The following is an 18125-nucleotide window of genomic DNA, read 5'->3' as shown; positions in this document are numbered from 1 at the left end:
TTCGATTCCATCACCCTCGACATCAGGCCCGGCACGCCACGTCTTCGAACGTCCCGGTGTTCTCCGGGAAGGCGGCGTCCGGCACCGCGAAGGTGTCGAGCCCGGCGCCGAAGCGGTCCTGCAGGTAGCTCTCGGCGCGCTTCTCCATGCCCGCATCGGCCTCGACGTCGAGGCTGAGCGTTTTTCCTGAGAACCACGCCACGACCTCGCCGTCCTCGACGATCGGCTGGCCGTCCTTGAGCACCAGCTTGGCGTGCGAGAACATCGCGGTGCGGTCCTTGTCGTCTCGGTAGATCGCGACGTCGGCCTTGGCACCCTCGCGCAGGTGGCCGCGGTCGGTCAGGCCGAGGAGCTTGGCCGGGCCGGAGCGGGTAAGCTGGGCGATCTCGCTGAAGCTGTACTCGCGCTCGATCTTGGGCAGGCCGGAGCGCTCGCCGACGATCGCCGGCAGCGTCGCGATTTCCTTGGCGCGCTCCTCTGCATCCATCAGCAGGTGGATGATGCGCGGGTATTCGGTGAAGACGCCGCCGTTCGGATGGTCGGTCGTCAGGATGGTGCGCTCGGGGTTCGAGGAGAGCAGCATCAATTCCAGGCCGATCGCCCATTGCAGCGACGAGACCGGGCCGCGGGGCCGGTAGAGGAACGGCACCACGCCGCCGCCCTCGGCGTCGCCGGCCTGGATCACCCACTTCTTCGGCTTGGCGCCCTTGCGGCCGCCGAACTGGCGCAGGATGTCGAGCGAGATCGTCACCGTCTGGCCGAACACCACCTGACCCACATCGTAGGTCGCGTTGGGGTGCTCCTCCATCGCCGCGTTGATGCGTTCCGCCGCCGAGCGGAAGCCGCCGGTCATCGGGTTCTCGGGATCGACCACGCCGTAGGCGTAGAACTGGGCGTGGGCGAAGTGGATGCGCCGGCCTTCCGCCGCCTCCAGCGTCGCGACGAGGGAGTCGTCGGCACCGGGGAGCCCCAGATTGTTGCAGTGGACGTGCAGCGGGTGCGGCACGCCGATCTCTTCCACCGCGTCGAGCAGGGCCGACATGATCTTGCGCGTCGAGAGCCCGTAGCAGGGGATCTCGTCATCAAGGCTGAGCTTCAAGACGCCGTCCTTGAAGGCCGAGGCGCCGCCCGCGTTGATGCACTTGACGCCCAAGCCCCGCGAATGGGCCAGCGTCTGCTGCACGAGATCGCGCACAGCCTGCTTGCCCTCGCCGTCGCGCAGGAGCTGAAGGAGGTGGTCGTCGTTGCCGAGCACGGCCAGACCGCCGCGGTCGAGCAGCGGGATGTCGGCGAGTTCGAGATGGGTCGCGAGCGCGTTCGAGGGCGGCAGTGCCGGTTCGACCGCGGTGGTGTAGCCCATCCGCGCGTAGTTGGCGCCGATCCAGCTTCCCGAGCCGCCGGCATGGGCGAAGGGATGGCCGTTGGGGGCGGACTCGCTGACGTAGAGGTCAGGCAGCAGCAGGCGGCTCATCACCACGTTGCCGCCGGCGATGTGCGAGTGGACCTCGACGCCGCCGGCCATCACCACGCAGCCCGTGGCATCGATGGTCTGGTCGGGGGCGCGCTCGCTCGGGGCGACGACGCGGCCGTCCTCGATCCAGACGTCGCCGATGGCGTCGCGCCCGGCCGTGGGATCGACCACCCGTCCACCGTGGATACGGGTCAGCATGAGACACCCTTCTCGATGAGGCGGTCGCGGATGCGGGTGAGCACGCCGGCCGCTGTCTCCGTTTCAGCCTGGGTCTTCGATGGATCGCTGGCCTCGGCGTAGGCGATGGCGCCGCGCCGCTCGTTCCAGAGGGCGCCGCCGACGCTCTGGCCGGGCACGCCCACGGTGATGACGACCTCCGCCGTCTCGCCCGCAGCCTCCTGAGAGCCCTCGCCGACGATGGCGATGGTCGGCAGGCTCCCGAGCCAGGTGGGGCGTGGGGCGGGAAGCGAGGCGAGCCACAGCACGGCATCGGCCTCGCCCGCGGCGATCTGGCGGGCGCTGTCGAAGCGCCAGGAATCGTGCTCGGGCTGGTGCCGGCCGAAGCCGACCCGCGGCGCCTGTCCCGTGGTCCAGGCGGAGAGCTGCACCGCCGCGCGGCCCTGGAACGGGTCGGCCAGCGACAGCGCGAAGAAGCGGGTGGATTCGTTGAGGTCGCGGATCAGCCCTTGGAGCATTTCCGTGCCGAGTTCGCCGACCTCCTCCGGGTCGTAAACGACGACGCCGTACTGGGCCGCGAACAGGCGCTTGGCGAGGTCGGCAAAGGCGGCCTCACCGGCGAGATGTCCCTTGGCGAAGGCGCGCAGGTGCCCGAGCGAGATGGCGAGGCCACCGGCATCCGCCGCATAAGCGACGTGGCGGATCGCACCGTTCTGAGGACCGCCGAGCGAGAGCAGAGCCCGCTCGGTGCCCGCCGCGCGTCCGCGGCGCGGGGCCGCGGCGGCGATCTCGGCGACCAGCTCACCGTCCCAGGGCCGGTTGCCGACGATCAGGACCACGTCCGCCCGGCCGATCGTCTCGGCCCGTGTCGTGCTCATCGCACCACCCGCGCTCAGCGCGCCGAGTTCGGCGTAGACGCTGGGGCCGGAGACGGGATCGAGCGAGGCGCCGAGGGTTTCGGCGAGCCGGTAGGCGGCGCGCAGCGCCGAAACCTCGGCGCTCAGGCCCGCCAGCACCGGCACGCGTGAGGCGGCGAGCAGGTCGGCCGCGGCCTCGACCGCAGCGTCACCATCCGCTGCGCCTCCCTTCACCCAGGCTGCCATGCTTCCTCACCGTCGCTTCTTCGGGCATCCCCGCCTCAAGGCGGGGCGAAAGACGGTCACGTCCGAAAGGCGCGGGCGCCCCTGGTGGAGCCTCGATGCCTCGAAATCCGGAATGCGGGTTCGGGGGCAGTGGCTCGGACCGGCTCCGCGAAGGGAGCCGGGTGGTTTTGCATTCCTGTGCCGGAGGCCGCAAGCCCCCGGCGAAGTTTGCGTCAGGATTTCGTTCGTCGGCCGCTCTCTCCGATCGCCGGGTTTGCGCGCGAAATCCGTTCGGCGCGGGGACAACCGCGTCGGCATTTGCGAGGTTGTCGCGGGCGCCGCAGCATGTGAGAAGCCGCCCCCATCGTGGGCGCGTCCGCGCCGGCTGGGCCGGCGACGTCGGCGGAAGGGAATGAGACCGTGGCCGAGGTCCCGGACCAGACGGGTGAAATCGTGAGCACGACGCCCCGGCCGGCCGGGGCCGCCGTGCGGGTCCGCGCGCCCGCGCGCCTGCATTTCGGTTTCCTCGATCTCAACGGCGGCCTCGGGCGCCGCTTCGGCAGCATCGGCCTCGCCCTCGACGCGCCGGCCGTCCAACTCGTCGCGCGCCCTGCCAAACGCGCCTCCGCCAGCGGCCCGGAGGCCGAGCGGGTGCGCGCCAACCTGCTCGCGGCCGCCGCCTATCTCGATGTGCCGGAGGCTGTGGCGGTGGAGGTCGAGGAATCGATTCCCGCTCATGCCGGCTTCGGCTCGGGCACGCAGCTCGCGCTGGCGGTCGCCGCCGCGCTGGCGCGCCTCAACGGACGTTCCTTCGCGCCGGCGGACTTCGCCGACGTGCTCGACCGCGGCAACCGTTCCGGCGTCGGGCTCGCCGCCTTTACCGAGGGCGGGTTGATCGTGGATGGCGGGCGCGACGGCTCCGGTGCGCCGCCGCCCGTCATCGCCCGGCTGCCCTATCCGGAGGATTGGCGCGTCGTGCTGATCCTCGACGAGGCGATGACCGGCGTGCATGGCTCCCGCGAAACCGAAGCGTTCCGCGATCTGCCGCCCTTCGATGCGGGACAGGCCGCCGAGATCTGCCGGATCGTGCTGATGCAGGTGCTGCCCGCCGCCGCGACCGCCGAGCCGAACGGGTTCGGTGCCGGCATCACGGCGATCCAGAAGCGGATCGGCGACCATTTCGCACCCCATCAGGGCGGACGATTCGCCAGCCCCGCCGTGGCCGACGCTCTCGCGGCGATCGCAGGGGCCGGCGTGCCCGGCTACGGCCAGAGCTCCTGGGGGCCGACCGGATTCGCGCTCGTGCCCTCGCAGAGGGAGGCGGAGGCGCTGGTCGCAGGGCTGGCGCGGCCCGGCCGCCTGCGCTTCGTCATCGCCCGCGGGCGCAATGTCGGCGCCTCGGTTTCCGAAGTTTAGAGTTTTTTTCTTTCGCCCGTTTCAAAGAAACCTGCGCTTGACCGGCGCCAGCCGTTCCGGTTTTGCACCTGAAGCGCTCTGCCAAGGGCGCGGTCACGAGAGGACGAACACCATGGCCCGCTCGATCCTGCACATGCTGACGCCGCTCAAACACATGAGCCCGTTCGACGTGAACATGGCGATCGATGCCGGCTTTGAGACGCTGATTCCCTACACGAGCGTCGATCTCGCCGATGTCGTCTCGCTGACCCAGGACTCGATCTTCTCCCGCGCGCCGCAGGACGGCGTGCGCACCGGCATCTTCATCGCCGGCAAGAACGCCGAACTGGCGCTCGATATGGTGGATCGGGCGAAGAAGGCCTTCGTGCCGCCCTTCGTCAACCACGTCTTCGCCGACCCGGCCGGCTCCTTCACCACCGGCGCGGCGATGGTCGCCGAGGTGTCCCGTGCGCTCAAAGCGAAGTTCGGCACCGATCTCAAGGGCAAGCGCATCGTCATCTTCGGCGGTGCGGGCGTGGTCGCCTACGTCGCGGCGGTGATCGGCGCGCTGGAGGGGGCGCACAGCGTGCTCGTCGGCCATGACGGCGAGGAGCGCGTCTCGAAGATCGCCTTCACCATGAAGTGGCGCTTCGGCATCGAGGTCGGCGCCGTGGACGGCACCTTGCCCGAGGCGCGCCGCGCCGCGATTGCGGACGCCGACGTGATCCTCTCGGCCGGCCCTGCTGGTGTCTCGATCCTGACGGCGGAGGATCTCGAATCGGCGCCCAAGCTCTTGGTGGCCTCCGATGTCAACGCCGTGCCGCCCGCCGGCATCGCCGGCATCGATGTGAACGCCGTCGACGTACCCCTGCCCACCGGCAAGGGCGTCGGCATCGGCGCGCTCGCAGTCGGCAACGTCAAGTACCAGACCCAGTGCCGCATGTTCCGCAAGATGCTGGAGGCGCAGGAGCCGCTCTGCCTCGATTTCCGCGACGCCTACAAGCTCGCTGTCGAGATCGCCGGCTGAGCCCGTTCCGCTACCGTGAGGGCGGCGCGATCCTGATCGCCGCCCAATCCGGCCGGGCGCTGGCGCAGGCCGCGCGGCGCGCGGGGTTTCGCCCGTTCGTGCTCGATCTGTTCGGCGACGAGGACACCCTGGCGCTGGCCGAGAGCCACCGCCCGCTGCCCGGTCGCTTCGGTGCGGGCGCCCGAGAGCGGGCCGGCGTGCTGGCAGGGCTCGATGCGTTGTCGGAGGAAGCCGGCGGCACCCTTGGCGTGGTGCTCGGCAGCGGTTTCGAGGGTGCGCCGGATCTCATTGCCGAGATCGCCGCCCGCCACCGCCTGCTCGGCGCCGGCCCCGGGACGGTCGCCGCCCTCAAGGACCCGTTCCGTTTCGCCGCCCTGTGCGACCGCCTCGCGATCCCGCATCCGGCGGTCAGCGCCGGTCCGGTCACGGAGCGCGGCGCATGGCTCCTGAAGCAAGCGGGGGGCTGCGGCGGCTCGCATATCCGCGCGAGTGCGGCCGGCACCGCCCCGCCGGGCCATTACCTCCAGGCCCGGATGCCCGGCCGCGCCTTCGCTCTGAACCTTCTGTCCGACGGCCGCGGCATCGAGCCCCTGGCGCTCACCGAGCAGTGGCAGTCCCCGTCGCCTTTGCGGCCGTTCCGCTATGCCGGGGCGCTCGCCCGCGGCCGCGACGAGGCGTCGCCGGTTCCGGCCATGGTCGCCACGCAGATCGCCGAGGCGGCGCTCCGACTCGCTTGCGCCACCGGCCTCACCGGCCTCGCCAGCGCCGATTGTCTCGTCGATGGGGACACATGGTGGCTGCTGGAGATCAATCCGCGCCCCGGCGCCACCCTCGACGTGCTCGATTACCGCCCGACGCCGCTCCTGATTCAGCATATCGAGGCGGCGCTCGGCCGGATGCCGTCAATCGAGGCTGCCCCGGCGGATGCGACGGGCGCCGAGATCTGTTACGCGGCCCGGACCTGTGCGGCGGTGCCGCCGCTCGACTGGCCGGATCACGTGCGGGATCGGCCGCGGGCCGGCAGCCGTGTGGCGCGCGACGCACCGTTCTGCACGGTGACGGCCTCCGGGCCGGACGCCGCGGGGGTCAAGCAAGAATTGCGGGCGAGGGCCGAGACGGTCCGCGCGCTGCTGGAGGAGACGGAGAACAGTCATGAGTTCCAACACGAGCGCGCCGAGCCTCAACGCCCTGGCCGGGCCTCTGGTCGAGAGTCTCGTCGCTGACGCGGCCAAGCTCCGTCTCATCGTCGCCCAGGAGAACGGCGCGCGCACCGTCGATGCCGGCGCCAATGCCCGCGGCTCGATCGAGGCCGGCCGGCGCATCGCCGAGATCTGCCTCGGCGGCCTCGGCACCGTGACGATCGCGCCGATCGGCCCGGTCGCCTCCTGGCCCTACACGGTCGTCGTCCACTCGGCCGATCCGGTGCTGGCCTGCCTCGGCTCGCAATATGCCGGCTGGAGCCTCGCCGACGAGGAGGGCGATTCCGGCTTCTTCGCCCTCGGCTCCGGCCCCGGCCGCGCGGTCGCCGTGGTAGAGGAACTCTACAAAGAGCTCGGCTATCGCGACAACGCGACGACGACCGCCCTCGTCCTCGAATCCGCCAGCGCCCCGCCGGCCTCCGTGGTGAACAAGGTCGCCCGCGAGACCGGCATCGCGCCGGAGAACGTGACCTTCATCTACGCCCCGACCCAGAGCCTCGCCGGTTCGACCCAGGTCGTCGCCCGCGTGCTGGAAGTGGCGCTGCACAAGGCTCACACCGTCGGCTTCGATCTGCACAAGATCCTCGACGGCATCGGCTCGGCCCCGCTCTCGCCGCCGCATCCGGACTTCATCCAGGCGATGGGCCGCACCAACGACGCCATCATCTATGGCGGCCGGGTGCAACTCTTCGTCGATGCCGACGACGCGGATGCCAAGGGGCTCGCCGAGCAGCTCCCCTCCACCACCTCGGCCGATCACGGCGCGCCCTTCGCCGAGATCTTTTCGCGGGTGAACGGCGACTTCTACAAGATCGACGGCGCGCTGTTCTCCCCGGCCGAGGCCATCGTCACCTCGGTCAAGACCGGTAAGTCGTTCCGCGGCGGCCGGCTGGAGCCGCAGTTGGTGGATGCGTCGTTCGCGTAAGGCACGCATGTGAGGCCCTCCCCCGCAGAGGGAGAGGGTCGCCGAGAGCCGATTTGATCGGAGTGCTCTGGCAAGCTCCTCGGCCCTCATGCCGAGGTGCTGCGTCAGCAGCCTCGAAGCACGCCGCGCCGCGTACGCCAACAGGCCGGTGCCGCAGGATCGGTCGTTCCGGCGTGCTTCGAGGCCGAGCTTTCGCTCGGCACCTCAGCATGAGGGCCGTCATGAACGTCCGATCCGGTCGGTCGAACAGGCGCTGAGAAGAACGGAAAAAGAGCGAATGCGCATCGGGCTCGCGGCCGACAACGGCAATTGGCACAAGGCGCGGCTGCGGGAGGCGTTGCGGGGCTTCGGCGTCGAGCCGGTGCTGTTCTCGCTGGCCGACGTCGCCGTGGTGACGGGCGGCGGCGAACCGCTGCGCGTTCCCGGCTTCGAGGATGGGTTGCCGGACGGCGTCCTGCTGCGCACCATCGCGGGCGGCACGTTCGAGGCCACCACCATGCGGCTCGGCGTGCTCCACGCGCTCGTCGCCTCCGGCGTCACCGTCTGGAACGGGCCGGCGGCGATCGAGCGCTCGGTGGACAAGGCGGCGACCTCGCTGCTGATCGCCCGCGCCGGCTTGGCCACTCCCGACACCTTCGTCGTCTCGAAGCGCGAGGCGGCGGCCGAGATCGTCGCCCGCGAGGCACGGCCGGGCCAGCCGATCGTGCTCAAGCCGCTGTTCGGCTCGCAGGGCGAGGGGCTGATGCTTCTCGAAAGCCCCGACGACCTGCCGGCGCAAGAAGCGGTGAGTGGCGTCTACTACCTTCAGCGCTACGTCGCCCGATCCGATGGGCTGTGGCGCGACTACCGCGTCTTCGTCTGCGAGGGCCGGGCGATCGCCGGCATGATCCGCGAGGGCGACGGCTGGATCACCAACGTCCACCGCGGCGGCCGGCCCTTCGCCTGGGACGTGCCGGCCCGCGCTGCCGAACTCGCCGAGGCTGCCGCCGCGGCGGTCGGCGTCGATTACACCGGCATCGACCTCGTCGAGGACGGCGAGGGCGGCTTTCTCGTGTTGGAGGTCAACTCCATGCCGGCCTGGTCCGGACTGCAGCAGGTGACGGAGGTCGACATCGCCGGTGCGGTGGCGCGCGGCTTCCTCAACGCGGTGCGCGCGGCCCGACCGCCGCGACTGGTCTCGGCGCTCGGATGATGGCGGCGCCCGGCGGCCTGCCTGCGGCGACGGTGGCCGACCTCTACCGGGCTGCCTGCCTTGCCGAACTCGACGCGCTGAAACCCGGCAACGTCCACGGCTACGCCCCCGGCCACCGCATGGTCGTGGCCGATTTCGTCACCAGTGCCGACGTGTCGGCGCCGCCGCTCGCCGCCGCAGGGGCGCGCGTCGGGCAGCGGGTGTGCGGCGGGGTCGAGGCGACCTTCGCCGCCGTCGGGCAGAACACCAATCTCGGCATCCTGCTTCTCTGCGCCCCGCTGGCGTATGCCGCGGAGCAGCCCGGCCCGCTGCCCGAGGCCCTGAACGCCGTGCTGGCGGGGTTCGACGCCTCCGATTCCTACGACGTGTTCGCGGCGATCCGCCGGGCCAATCCCGGAGGCTTGGGCCGGGCCGAGCGCCATGACGTGTCCCAAGCGGATGACGCTCCGGTCCCGCCGCTGCGCGCGGCGATGGCGGAGGCCGCCCCGCGCGACCGCATCGCCCGTGCCTACGTGGACGGGTTTCGCGACCTGTTCGCGATCGGCCTGCCGGCACTGGTCGGCGCGCGCGCGGGCGGGCTCGCCCCGCCCTGGACGACGACGGCCGTGCACATCGCCTATCTCATCGCCGTGCCGGACAGCCACATCGCCCGCAAGCACGGCCCCGAACGGGCGGAGGCGGTGCGGGCGGATGCGCGGGCGCGGCTCGCGGGCCTCGACCTCGCCGCGGCGCCGGTGGAGGAACTCCTCGCTTACGACCGGGAACTGAAGGCGGCCGGCCTCAACCCCGGCACGAGCGCCGACTTCACCGTCGCGACGTTGTTCCTCGATGCGCTCCTGTCCGCCCGCGGCGAGGCCGTCTGAGCCATTTTGAGGCATTGCCGGGCCCTCGCCCGCGAGGGGACGAATCTTGTCGCGTCAAGGCCCCCCGACCTCCAAAAAATCGCCGATTTCAGGGCTTTGCGCGGGTTGTTCGGCGGAATGGCCCGCTGTAGGGTCCGCCCCGCTATCCGGGCAAACCGGCTCGGCTCTCAGCCGGGCGCCGCAAACAAGGATGGCTTCCAGGCCCCGCCTCCTCTCAGGGCGGGCCTTTTTTCAGGAATCCAGGGAGAGACCCCGAATGGCAAAGATCACCAAGGTTCAGGTCGGCGAGGCCCTCGTCGGCGATGGCAACGAAGTCGCCCACATCGACCTCATCATCGGACCGCGCGGTTCGCCGGCCGAGACGGCCTTCTGCAACGGTCTGGTCAACAACAAGCACGGCTTCACCAGCCTGCTCGCCGTGATCGCGCCGAACCTGCCGTGCAAGCCGAACACGCTGATGTTCAACAAGGTCACCATCAACGACGCCCGTCAGGCCGTCCAGATGTTCGGCCCGGCTCAGCATGGCGTCGCCATGGCCGTGCAGGACGCGGTTGCCGAAGGCATCATCCCGGCCGACGAAGCCGACGACCTGTACGTGCTGGTCGGCGTGTTCATCCACTGGGAGGCGGCCGACGACGCCAAGATCCAGAAGTACAACTACGAGGCCACCAAGCTCTCGATCCAGCGCGCCGTCAACGGCGAGCCGAAGGCTTCGGTCGTCACCGAGCAGCGCAAGTCGGCGACCCACCCCTTCGCCGCCAACGCTTAGATCGGAGGCAGTCCTGGGCAGAGCGAGCCTCCGCCCGCACCGCGGGGTCTGCTCCAGCGACTGGCTTCGATCTTCCTTGGACGTTAGTTGATGGATTGGGACGGCTTCGGCCGTCCCTTTCTTTTTGGGCGCGCCCTGAATTTCAGCGCAGGCGCCCGTCATGGATCGCCGAGGCGACGAGCGCGCCGGCCACGCCCGCCGCGCTGAGCCGGGCGACATCCTCCGGCCCGCGCACGCCGCCGGCCGCATAGATCCGCCGGCCCTCGCCCGTTTCGACCGCCCGCGACACCCCTGAGAGGTCGGGGCCGGTCCCGGTGCCGACGCGTGCCAGCGTCATCACGATCACATCCTCGGGCCACGTCGACGCATCGTCGTGCAGGGCGTCCGGTCCGAGCCGCTCATCGCCGCGGCTGTCGAGGGAGAGCACGGCACGGTGGCCGAGGGCGCGCACGAGATCCGCGTCGCGCTGGCTCTCGCTGCCGAGCACCGGGCGACCGAGGCCGAGTTGGATGAAGCGTTCAACTGCCAAAAGATCGGAGAAGCCGGCATCGACCCACAGCGTGACGCCGGGGCAGGCATCGGCCACCGCCTCCAGGCTGGCGCGGTCGGGCGCGCAGCCCTCCATGATCGCGTCGAGGTCGGCGACGTAGAGGCGGTCCCCCCCGACGGCATCGAGGAGGCCGCGGGCCACGTCAGCGGGTCTTGAGCCTCTGGCCAAAGGGGTGTCGATCGGGGCATAGGCGTCCCGCTCGCCCGCGCGGGCGCGCACCACCTGCCCGTGGCGCAGGTCGATCACCGGGATCAGCCGAAACGGCCGCCCCTCAGAACCGTGAGACATCGCGTGAACCGGATTGAGACCAGGGTCATCGGGTGGGATCTCGGCGGGGTGCATGTCAAGGCGGCGCTGGTCGAGGCGGGCCGCGTGGTCGAGGCGGTGCAGGCGCCCTGCCGGCTTTGGCGCGGCGTCCCCGCCCTCGACGAGACGTTCGCGCAATTGCCGGATTGGGTGCGGGGCGAAGCCATGCACGCTGTCACCATGACCGGCGAGCTGACCGATTGCTTCGCTGACCGCACCGACGGGGTACACCAGCTCTCGGCCTGGGCCGCCGCGACGCTCGTGGGCCCGGTGCGGATCTATGCCGGCCGCGCCGGCTTCGTCTCGGCCGAGGACGCCCGCGCGCATGCCGCCGACATCGCCTCGGCCAATTGGCATGCCACCGCCGCCCTGATCGGCCGGCACCTGCCGCACGCGCTCTTGGTCGATATCGGCTCGACCACCGCCGACCTGATCCCGATCGTCGGAGGGAAGCCCGCCGCGCAGGGCTACAGCGACGCCGAGCGGCTGGAGACGGGCGAACTGGTCTATACCGGCGTGGTGCGCACGCCGCTCCTGGCCTTTGCCACCCACGCGCCCTGGCGCGGCCGCCGCACGCGGCTAATGGCCGAGACCTTCGCCAGCACCGCCGACATCTACCGGCTCACCGGCGACCTGCCGGATGGCGCCGACCAGCAATACAGCGCCGACCTGAAGGGCAAGTCGATCCCCGAGACCGAGATCCGGCTCGCCCGTATGGTCGGGCGCGACCGGGGGGAGGGGAGCGCCGGGGAATGGCAGGCGCTGGCCGCGTGGTTCGCCGAGGCGCATCTGCGCCCGCTGCACGATGCCGCCGCGGTTCTGCTGTCGCGCCCCGATCTGCCGGAGGATGCACCGGTCGTCGTCTGCGGCGCCGGCCGCTTTCTGGCCGAGCGGCTGGCCGCCCGGCTCGGACGCCGCGCCGTGCCGCTCACCGAGACCATCGCCGGCTGCTTGAACGGCGAGGATGCCGCCTGGGTCTCGACCTGCGGCCCGGCGGTGGCCGTGGGTTTGATCGGTTAGAGCATCGTCCCGAAAGGTGGTTGCCGGCTTTCGGAAAAAGACGATGCAAAAACAAGAGGAGAGAGCATCGTCCTGGATTCGGTACCCAGGACGATGCTCTCGGGAACGGGGCCGTTCCCGCGCGTTGACGGGGACATGTCACAAGGAGAGGCGCATGACTGCAGGAAACAAGCTCGCCCGCATCCTGGCCACCCGCACCGGCGAGGCGATCGAGCTGGCTTTCGTCACCGAGGACGGCCGGACCACGCGGGTGCTGGCGAGCGAGGACCAGATTGACCGTCTCGTGGATGAGCTGGAGGACGTCCTCAACTCGCCTACCGAGACGGGCTCCGGCGAGCCGCCCGCGGCGGCCTGACGCTACCTCAGGAAATCCCCGAAGGCGCGCGGCCCGTCCCCGGTCCCGATCGTGCCGGTGACCTGAAGGCTCGACGGGTCGATCAGGCTCAGGGCGTTGTCGCCCCAGTTGGCGACGACGATCGTCTTTCCGTCGCGGGTGGCGGCGATGCCTTCGGGGTGATCGCCGACATCGATCGCGGCGAGTGTCTTCAAGGTGGCGGGGTCGAACACCGTCACGGTGTTGGAATACTGGTCGGTCACGAACCCTTTGCCGGCGGCGAACGCGATCACGTAGGGCCGCTGACCGGTGGCGACCCGGCCGGTCTCGCGGCCGGCCCCGACATCGACGGCCGAGACGTCGTTCGAGACCACGTTGGCAGTGTAGGCGTAGCGACCGTCCGTCGAGAGGGTCAGGCCGAACGGGTGCTGGCCCACGGACACGCGCCGCGTCTCCCGGCGGCTTGCCACGTCGACGATCGAAACCGAGTCGGATTCGCGGTTGGCCACCAGCAGCGTGGCGCCATCCGGCGTCACGGCGATGCCGGAGGGGGATTTTCCGGTGGCGATCTCGCCTTCCAGCGTCAGGCCGTCCGCCTCCGGGCGCAGCACGAACACGCGCGCACCGTACCAGTCGGCGACGTAGACCTCGCCGGATTTCGGGTTGACGCCGATGCCGAGCGGGCCGCCGGGCAGATCAAGGCTCGCGGTCACCCGGCGCGCATCGAGGTCGATCACCGAGACGCCATGCCCCTCGGGGCGGGTGACGTAGGCCGTCTTCCGGTCCGGTGAGAGGGCGATGCCGGCGGGTGCCCCCGGCACGGGGATCGATTGCAGGATTTTTCGGGACGCGAGGTCGATGATCTCGACGGCGTTGCCGAGCTGCGCCGTGACAAGGGCTTCCTGCGCCAGGGCGGGCGTGGACAGCGCAGCCAGGCAGACGAGGCCCAGGGCCCAAACCTTCCCCCCGTTGCGGAGGGGAGGGGGGGACGGCCGGCGCGCCCGCCGAATCAATCGAAGCACGCCGGCCTGCCGCATCATCGAGCCCTTACGAACCCTTCTCGGCCTTGGCCTTCACGTTCTCCAGGCTTTCCTTGTAGAGGCCGGAGACGGCCTTCTTGGCGGCCTCGTCGTTCAGCTCGGGCGGCGGATCGTTGTTCATGTAGCCGCGGTAGAACGCGCCGCGCCACGTCAGCTTGGTCTTGGCGCCGTCGCCTTCGACCTCGACCGTCGAGGAGTAGTCGTTCACCGGCAGGGTCTTCACGTCGACCTTGGTGATCCGGTACATGAAGGTCTTCTTCTCGGCGTCGTACTTGGCGAGCTCTTCCTCGACCGTCGCGCCGCCCTTGAGGGTCAGCGTCCGGGTCGCCTTGACCTCATTGCCGCCCTTACCCTCGGTCTTCTCGACCGCCGGAATCCAGCTTCCGTCCTGGAAGTTGCCGAGGATGGCCCAGACCTTGTCGGCGGGGGCATTGATCTCGATCGACTCCGAAACCTTCTGCCGGGTCGGGCCGTGGGCCTGCGCGGCGAAGGTGACCGTGGCCAGCGCCGCCACGGCGGCGAGCGTCCTGAACTTCATACGTTTTTCTCCTCCCATCGAAGCTGCCGAGCATGGCAGCCTCATCCCTCATTCGAGCGACTTGTGTCAGGAGCCGCTCTTCTCAAGCCGGGCCTTGAGGTTCTCAAGGCTGGCGTGAATCCAGGCCCGCACGCGCTTCTCCGAATTCTCGTCGTTGAGTTCGGGCGGCGGGTCGTTGTTCGGATGGCCGCGGTAGAACGCGGCCCGCCACTCGACCCGCGCCTGCGCGCCCTCGGGCTGTACCGTGATCGTGGCCGAGTAATCCTTGGCCGGCAGGTCGGCGACCTCGTTTTCAAGGATGTAGTAGCCGAAGCTCTTGCGCTCGGGATCGAGCTTTCGGCTTTCCTCGACGATGACGTGGCCGTTCTTCAGCGTCAGCCGGAAGACCGGCTTGTCGGCGTTGCCCTGCCGTTCGCCGCGGGCCACGTTCTCGATCCAGCCCGCATCGGCGGGGTTGCCGACCACCGCCCAGACCTTGTCGGGCGAGGCGTCGATGGTGACGCTTTCGACGACCTTGCGCCGCGTCGGCGCGTGCTGGGCCTGCGTCCCGACGGTGGTGACGGCGAGCGCCGCAGCGGCGAGAAGGGCGATCCGCTTCAAACCGGAGGTCTCCTTGAGCATCGCTTGAGTCTGTCGGCGCCTCACAGGGGGCGGCTCGTCCCGTCGAGGACGCGGCCGATGCGCCCGAGGGCTCCCGCGACCTTGTCCTCGATCCAATCCCAGGCCTCGCGCTCGGCGGGCCCGGCGGTCTTGGCAATGGCTATGGCATGATAGGCCATCTCCGTCAGGATCTTTTCCGGCTCCAGCATGTGGAGCCGCGTGGACAGGATCGCCGCCTCGATCACCACGGCTTGCGCCCGGTTGTAGCCGATGAACGGCATGTGGCTCACCGCGTGCACCATCCGCCCGCGGTAGCGCGGGCGCTGCGGGTCGTCCTCGATCGCCGCCACCTCAAACTCGGCATGGCCGAAGCATTCGGCGAGGCGCTTGCCGGGAATGTGATCGCAATCGACCACCGGCCAATCGCGCCGCCCGGTGACGATACCCGCGATCACCCGCACGTCGCTGGGCGCCGAGGCCGTGAAGTACGGGCGCTCCGCGAGGTTGTCGATCGTGGGAGAGGGCCGGAACGGGGCGAGCACGAAATCCTCGCCCTCGCGGATCAGCCCGAACGGCACGAGATGCATCGCGCCTTCCGCCGACAGGGTGGTGACGACGGTCTCAAGGATCAGCGGCATCAAGCATCGGTCCGAAAGGTGGCCACCGGCTTGTCCGAAGAAGCCGATGCAGAAATGACTAGTTCCGGTCCTCGTCGGGCACCAGCCGGCCGCAGACGATGCGGCTGCCCTTCGGCTCGCTGAGCGGGTCGCGGTCCGTTGCCGTGCCGCTTCCGGTCTCGGTTCGCGGCGGCGCGGCGTCACGCTCCGGATCGGCTTGCGTCGCGCGCTCGGCGGCGGGCGCCTCGGGGCCGCTATGCTTGGTATGAGCGGATTTCGTCGGACCGGCCGCCTTGAAGGCGGTGGTGTCGTCCTGGGTGCGGTCGGCGGCGCAGCCCCAATCGAGGGGTTCGTCCTGCACGTAGCGCTTGCCCAGCCGAAACGCGGTCTCGGCCTTGGTCAGCTCTCCGCCGAGATAAAAGGCGTGGGCGCCGTCGCTCTCCACACTCAGTTCGGGGAAGAAGGCCATCGCGTCGGTGCCGGTGGTGTGACGGTCGCGGTTGTAGACGTGGATGCCGTCCTCGGCGACGGCGATGCGGTAATTGGGATCGCGCACCTCCGCGGCGAGAGCCGCAATCTCATCGGGGGTCTGCACGAAGGGGCGCTTGTCGTGCAGTGCGAGCAATTCGCGGCCGTAGCCCTTGGGAAGGGCGGCGTCCTCTTTGGCCGCGTACATCACCCGGCGGGCGGCGTCGTGCTCCTCCACCGTGCGGCGGGTGTGGTTCGAGACCTGCACGATCAGCACGTTGCGCAGGCTGAGTTCCGAGCACATGCCGACGAGGAGCGCCGTGACGCCGAGACTGTCGGCCTCGGTGAGTTCGGTGAGGTTGCCGGTGCCCATCATCATCTCGATGTTCGGCCAGCGCGCCCGGATCTCGCGGTAGCGGCAGATCGAATCGACGAAGCCGAAATGGATCGGCTCCAGGATCGGGTCGGCCATGAAGGGCCGGCCGGCCCGCTCCATCCGCTCGATGGCGCGGTCGAGGGAGGGCAGGTCGTCGGGCCGCATCGGCACGAGGACCGGCACTGCGTCGGTCTCGAAGGCGAGGTCCAGCGTCTCCTCATTGAGGCTGAGAAGATAGTCGGCCCCGGCCCGCGCCCCGCGGGTCAACTCGTCCAGCGAGAAGGAATCGACGCTGACCTTCAGCCCGGCCCCCTTGAGGGCCCGCACGCTGTCTTCGAGATGGGGGAACGCGGTGTCGGGCAGTCCCCCGAGATCAATCACGTCGGCGCCGCGACGGGCGAGGTCGAGACCCTTGGCCAGGATCTGGTCGGGCGTCATCTTCGAAGCATCGACGATCTCGGAGAAGATGCGCAGGTCGTGGCGCGAGAGATCGACCTTGCGCCCAATCAGGCCAAGATAAGCCGGCAAATCAACGATCTCGTCCGGCCCCCGCTCGACCGGCAGGCCGAAATGGGCGCTGAGCGCCTCCGGGTTGGCCCGGCAGCGGCCGGGCAGGACGATCCGGGTCGCGCCCGCCGGCATCTGCACCCGGCGCTTGATGATCTCTTCCGTCATCAGCGCGGCGACCTTCACCCCGGCATCGGCGATGCTCCAGGTGAACCGCTCGGCCGGCAGCGTGGCCGCGACCTTTTCGAGGCGGGCATGCGCCAGCTTGCCGGTGATGAAGACGAGATGTTCGGGCGCGCTCATGCGGCGTGCCTTTGGCGGAAATCCTCGGGGTCCCGGATCACGATCGCACCGCGATAGGCGGCGGCAAAACGCGGGAACGCGGCATCGACGAAGCCGACGCGCGCCAGAGCCGCGAGGTCGGTCTGAACGGGAAGTTTTGCCGACTTTACAAGCATGCAGCGATCGACGCCGAGCCTGCCTGCCAGCCACAGGGCGAGGCTGTCGGAGGTGACATCCCAGCTTTCGGCGATCTCGGCATGACCCGCTTTGAGCGCGACCGGATCCCAGATCACGGAGCGGCCCTTCGCGAGGGCATCGGCAACGGTCTCGGGGCTCGCGGCGATGGTCAGGCGCCGTTCGAGGGCGCAGAACACTTCGGCCATGCGGCCCATGGCGTCGAGGGCGAGGCAGTGGGCGAGGGTGTCGTCGAAGCCGAGCGCCGCTTGGGTCGAGCGCACCGCGTCGGCAAAGGGGCCGCCACCGGGCACGATCGCGACCGGCGGTTCCTCTACGCATTCGGCGAGGATGGCGCAAAGCCGCGCGCGGTCGGCGACGAGGCTGCCGCCGATCTTGACCACGGCGCCGTCGATTGTCCCCGTGAAGCGGGGAGGGGCGGGGGGGACGCTTGTCATATGCCTTACGCCGCGTCGGCCCTTGGGCCGTCCCGCATCGCGGTCACAGCCTGCGCCACCCGCGCGCCGTCGAGCGCCTGCCGCCGGTCGCCGGCGCGGCACAGGCCGCCGCGGAAACCGAGATAATCGGGGTCGAGCCGCGCGAGCGCCGGGATGTCGCCGAGGCCGAGCGAGCCGGCAAGCCCGCTCATCAGGCCGTGCGCGCGGCATCCGGCGACGAAGTCCGCGAGCTGCGGCGCGGCCATGAGAGTGCGAAGCGTGGTGCCGCTCTTACCGCGGGTGTCGATCATCGCTCCGACAAAGCCCGCTGCGGCGAGGCGCGCCGGCCAATCCTCGGCCACGTCATCCTCGGCGAAGAGCACGCCGATGACTCGGCCCGGCGCCCGCGCGGCGGCCTCGGCCAAAGCCGCATCGTCCGCGGCACCGACAGCGATCTTGATGAAATCCACGCCGGTTGCGGCCATGGTCGCGATGGCCGCGGCGATTTCGCATCCGGTGCCGTCGCCGGCCACGGCGCTGGTGACCGCCCGCCCGCCGACATCCGCGACGATGGCGCGCACGGTCTCGGGCGGCAGAGCGCCGAGCGCCCCGCGCTCGGGGTCCTTGGCGTCGATGAGGTCCGCCCCGGCCCGGAGCGCCGTCAGCGCCTCGTCGGGCCCACGGACGCTGACGAGCAGGCGGGGACGCGCGGAAGAAATCGATACGATGTCGGACACGGGAAACGTTCTTGCTCAGCCTTGCACGCCCACACAAGC

The 18125-nt window shown here is 70.2% G+C and carries 19 protein-coding genes; 9 read left to right on the top strand and 10 right to left on the bottom strand.

From position 1 onward, the window contains the following. Positions 1–22: 22 nt before the first annotated feature. The gene (locus tag J2W78_RS19565) at positions 23–1669 is read right to left on the bottom strand and encodes a formylmethanofuran dehydrogenase subunit A (protein ID WP_253373252.1); all 1647 of its coding nucleotides are present in this window, start codon (positions 1667–1669) and stop codon (positions 23–25) included. Continuing rightward, positions 1663–2751 carry a formyltransferase/hydrolase complex subunit B gene (gene fhcB / locus J2W78_RS19560; protein WP_253373250.1) on the bottom strand — a complete coding sequence of 363 codons (1089 nt, stop codon included), beginning with the start codon at positions 2749–2751 and terminating at the stop codon, positions 1663–1665. Before fhcB ends, J2W78_RS19565 begins: the two co-directional genes overlap by 7 nt. A gap of 399 nt (positions 2752–3150) precedes the next feature. Between fhcB and J2W78_RS19555 the strand changes: the two genes are divergently transcribed. The 7 genes from J2W78_RS19555 to fae all read left to right on the top strand — a co-directional run bounded on the left by J2W78_RS19555 (position 3151) and on the right by fae (position 10100). Then, a complete protein-coding gene (locus J2W78_RS19555) occupies positions 3151–4146 on the top strand; it encodes a beta-ribofuranosylaminobenzene 5'-phosphate synthase family protein (protein WP_253373247.1) in 996 nt (331 codons plus the stop codon). 112 nt (positions 4147–4258) lie between these two features. Continuing rightward, entirely contained in the window at positions 4259–5152 is an 894-nt protein-coding gene (gene mtdB, locus J2W78_RS19550) for an NAD(P)-dependent methylenetetrahydromethanopterin dehydrogenase (protein WP_253373245.1), read from the top strand. A 98-nt stretch (positions 5153–5250) separates the two neighbouring features. Beyond that, positions 5251–6375: an ATP-grasp domain-containing protein gene (locus J2W78_RS19545; RefSeq protein WP_253373243.1), complete on the top strand. Its 1125-nt coding sequence runs from the start codon at positions 5251–5253 to the stop codon at positions 6373–6375. Further along, complete coding sequence (gene mch / locus J2W78_RS19540) at positions 6305–7276, top strand: methenyltetrahydromethanopterin cyclohydrolase (protein ID WP_253373241.1); 972 nt, start codon at positions 6305–6307, stop codon at positions 7274–7276. Before J2W78_RS19545 ends, mch begins: the two co-directional genes overlap by 71 nt. 277 nt (positions 7277–7553) lie before the next feature. Then, a complete protein-coding gene (locus tag J2W78_RS19535; protein ID WP_253373239.1) occupies positions 7554–8468 on the top strand; it encodes an ATP-grasp domain-containing protein in 915 nt (304 codons plus the stop codon). Continuing rightward, on the top strand, positions 8465–9331 hold the full coding sequence (locus J2W78_RS19530) for a triphosphoribosyl-dephospho-CoA synthase (RefSeq protein ID WP_253373238.1): 867 nt from the start codon (positions 8465–8467) through the stop codon (positions 9329–9331). Before J2W78_RS19535 ends, J2W78_RS19530 begins: the two co-directional genes overlap by 4 nt. Positions 9332–9587: 256 nt before the next feature. Further along, positions 9588–10100 (top strand): 5,6,7,8-tetrahydromethanopterin hydro-lyase, encoded by a 513-nt coding sequence (gene fae, locus J2W78_RS19525; RefSeq protein WP_003604760.1) that lies wholly within the window; start codon positions 9588–9590, stop codon positions 10098–10100. A gap of 142 nt (positions 10101–10242) precedes the next feature. Here the strand turns inward: fae and J2W78_RS19520 are convergent, their stop codons facing one another. After that, positions 10243–10938, bottom strand: coding sequence for a HisA/HisF-related TIM barrel protein (locus tag J2W78_RS19520; protein WP_253373236.1), 696 nt, complete (start codon positions 10936–10938; stop codon positions 10243–10245). 3 nt (positions 10939–10941) lie between these two features. On the opposite strand from J2W78_RS19520, the gene J2W78_RS19515 reads away from it, so the two are divergent. Together J2W78_RS19515 and J2W78_RS19510 are read left to right on the top strand one after the other, a co-directional pair. Further along, positions 10942–11976, top strand: coding sequence for a hydantoinase/oxoprolinase family protein (locus tag J2W78_RS19515; protein WP_253373234.1), 1035 nt, complete (start codon positions 10942–10944; stop codon positions 11974–11976). 154 nt (positions 11977–12130) lie between these two features. Continuing rightward, entirely contained in the window at positions 12131–12331 is a 201-nt protein-coding gene (locus tag J2W78_RS19510; protein WP_253373232.1) for a hypothetical protein, read from the top strand. 2 nt (positions 12332–12333) lie between these two features. Here the strand turns inward: J2W78_RS19510 and J2W78_RS19505 are convergent, their stop codons facing one another. The 7 genes from J2W78_RS19505 to J2W78_RS19475 all read right to left on the bottom strand — a co-directional run bounded on the left by J2W78_RS19505 (position 12334) and on the right by J2W78_RS19475 (position 18086). Next, on the bottom strand, positions 12334–13350 hold the full coding sequence (locus tag J2W78_RS19505) for a YncE family protein (RefSeq protein WP_253373230.1): 1017 nt from the start codon (positions 13348–13350) through the stop codon (positions 12334–12336). 7 nt (positions 13351–13357) lie between these two features. Then, positions 13358–13888 (bottom strand): SRPBCC family protein, encoded by a 531-nt coding sequence (locus J2W78_RS19500; RefSeq protein WP_253373228.1) that lies wholly within the window; start codon positions 13886–13888, stop codon positions 13358–13360. Positions 13889–13954: 66 nt separating this feature from the next. Further along, positions 13955–14509, bottom strand: a complete 555-nt coding sequence (locus J2W78_RS19495; protein ID WP_253373226.1) for an SRPBCC family protein — start codon at positions 14507–14509, stop codon at positions 13955–13957. Positions 14510–14529: 20 nt separating this feature from the next. Continuing rightward, positions 14530–15126 (bottom strand): DUF447 domain-containing protein, encoded by a 597-nt coding sequence (locus J2W78_RS19490; protein WP_253373224.1) that lies wholly within the window; start codon positions 15124–15126, stop codon positions 14530–14532. Positions 15127–15184: 58 nt separating this feature from the next. After that, a complete protein-coding gene (locus J2W78_RS19485; RefSeq protein ID WP_253373222.1) occupies positions 15185–16759 on the bottom strand; it encodes a DUF6513 domain-containing protein in 1575 nt (524 codons plus the stop codon). After that, positions 16756–17370, bottom strand: coding sequence for an amino acid kinase family protein (locus J2W78_RS19480; protein ID WP_253373220.1), 615 nt, complete (start codon positions 17368–17370; stop codon positions 16756–16758). Before J2W78_RS19480 ends, J2W78_RS19485 begins: the two co-directional genes overlap by 4 nt. Before the next feature lie 5 nt (positions 17371–17375). Next, entirely contained in the window at positions 17376–18086 is a 711-nt protein-coding gene (locus tag J2W78_RS19475; RefSeq protein WP_253373218.1) for a (5-formylfuran-3-yl)methyl phosphate synthase, read from the bottom strand. Between the last annotated feature and the right edge of the window lie 39 nt (positions 18087–18125).

It is taken from the genome of Methylorubrum extorquens (assembly GCF_024169925.1).
Classification (GTDB): Bacteria; Pseudomonadota; Alphaproteobacteria; order Rhizobiales; family Beijerinckiaceae; genus Methylobacterium; species Methylobacterium extorquens_A.
Note: the sequence above shows the minus strand (reverse complement) of the source record. Positions and strands in the feature narration are given on the sequence as shown.

What these genes read in the sequence shown, in the direction of transcription:
- J2W78_RS19495 (WP_253373226.1), bottom strand. Translation starts at nt 14,509, where the DNA reads ATGCTCAAGGAGACCTCCGGTTTGAAGCGGATCGCCCTTCTCGCCGCT.
- J2W78_RS19530 (WP_253373238.1), top strand. Translation starts at nt 8,465, where the DNA reads ATGATGGCGGCGCCCGGCGGCCTGCCTGCGGCGACGGTGGCCGACCTC.
- J2W78_RS19535 (WP_253373239.1), top strand. Translation starts at nt 7,554, where the DNA reads ATGCGCATCGGGCTCGCGGCCGACAACGGCAATTGGCACAAGGCGCGG.
- mch (WP_253373241.1), top strand. Translation starts at nt 6,305, where the DNA reads ATGAGTTCCAACACGAGCGCGCCGAGCCTCAACGCCCTGGCCGGGCCT.
- J2W78_RS19490 (WP_253373224.1), bottom strand. Translation starts at nt 15,126, where the DNA reads ATGCCGCTGATCCTTGAGACCGTCGTCACCACCCTGTCGGCGGAAGGC.
- J2W78_RS19480 (WP_253373220.1), bottom strand. Translation starts at nt 17,370, where the DNA reads ATGACAAGCGTCCCCCCCGCCCCTCCCCGCTTCACGGGGACAATCGAC.
- J2W78_RS19485 (WP_253373222.1), bottom strand. Translation starts at nt 16,759, where the DNA reads ATGAGCGCGCCCGAACATCTCGTCTTCATCACCGGCAAGCTGGCGCAT.
- J2W78_RS19565 (WP_253373252.1), bottom strand. Translation starts at nt 1,669, where the DNA reads ATGCTGACCCGTATCCACGGTGGACGGGTGGTCGATCCCACGGCCGGG.
- J2W78_RS19500 (WP_253373228.1), bottom strand. Translation starts at nt 13,888, where the DNA reads ATGAAGTTCAGGACGCTCGCCGCCGTGGCGGCGCTGGCCACGGTCACC.
- mtdB (WP_253373245.1), top strand. Translation starts at nt 4,259, where the DNA reads ATGGCCCGCTCGATCCTGCACATGCTGACGCCGCTCAAACACATGAGC.
- J2W78_RS19520 (WP_253373236.1), bottom strand. Translation starts at nt 10,938, where the DNA reads ATGTCTCACGGTTCTGAGGGGCGGCCGTTTCGGCTGATCCCGGTGATC.
- fae (WP_003604760.1), top strand. Translation starts at nt 9,588, where the DNA reads ATGGCAAAGATCACCAAGGTTCAGGTCGGCGAGGCCCTCGTCGGCGAT.
- fhcB (WP_253373250.1), bottom strand. Translation starts at nt 2,751, where the DNA reads ATGGCAGCCTGGGTGAAGGGAGGCGCAGCGGATGGTGACGCTGCGGTC.
- J2W78_RS19505 (WP_253373230.1), bottom strand. Translation starts at nt 13,350, where the DNA reads ATGATGCGGCAGGCCGGCGTGCTTCGATTGATTCGGCGGGCGCGCCGG.
- J2W78_RS19510 (WP_253373232.1), top strand. Translation starts at nt 12,131, where the DNA reads ATGACTGCAGGAAACAAGCTCGCCCGCATCCTGGCCACCCGCACCGGC.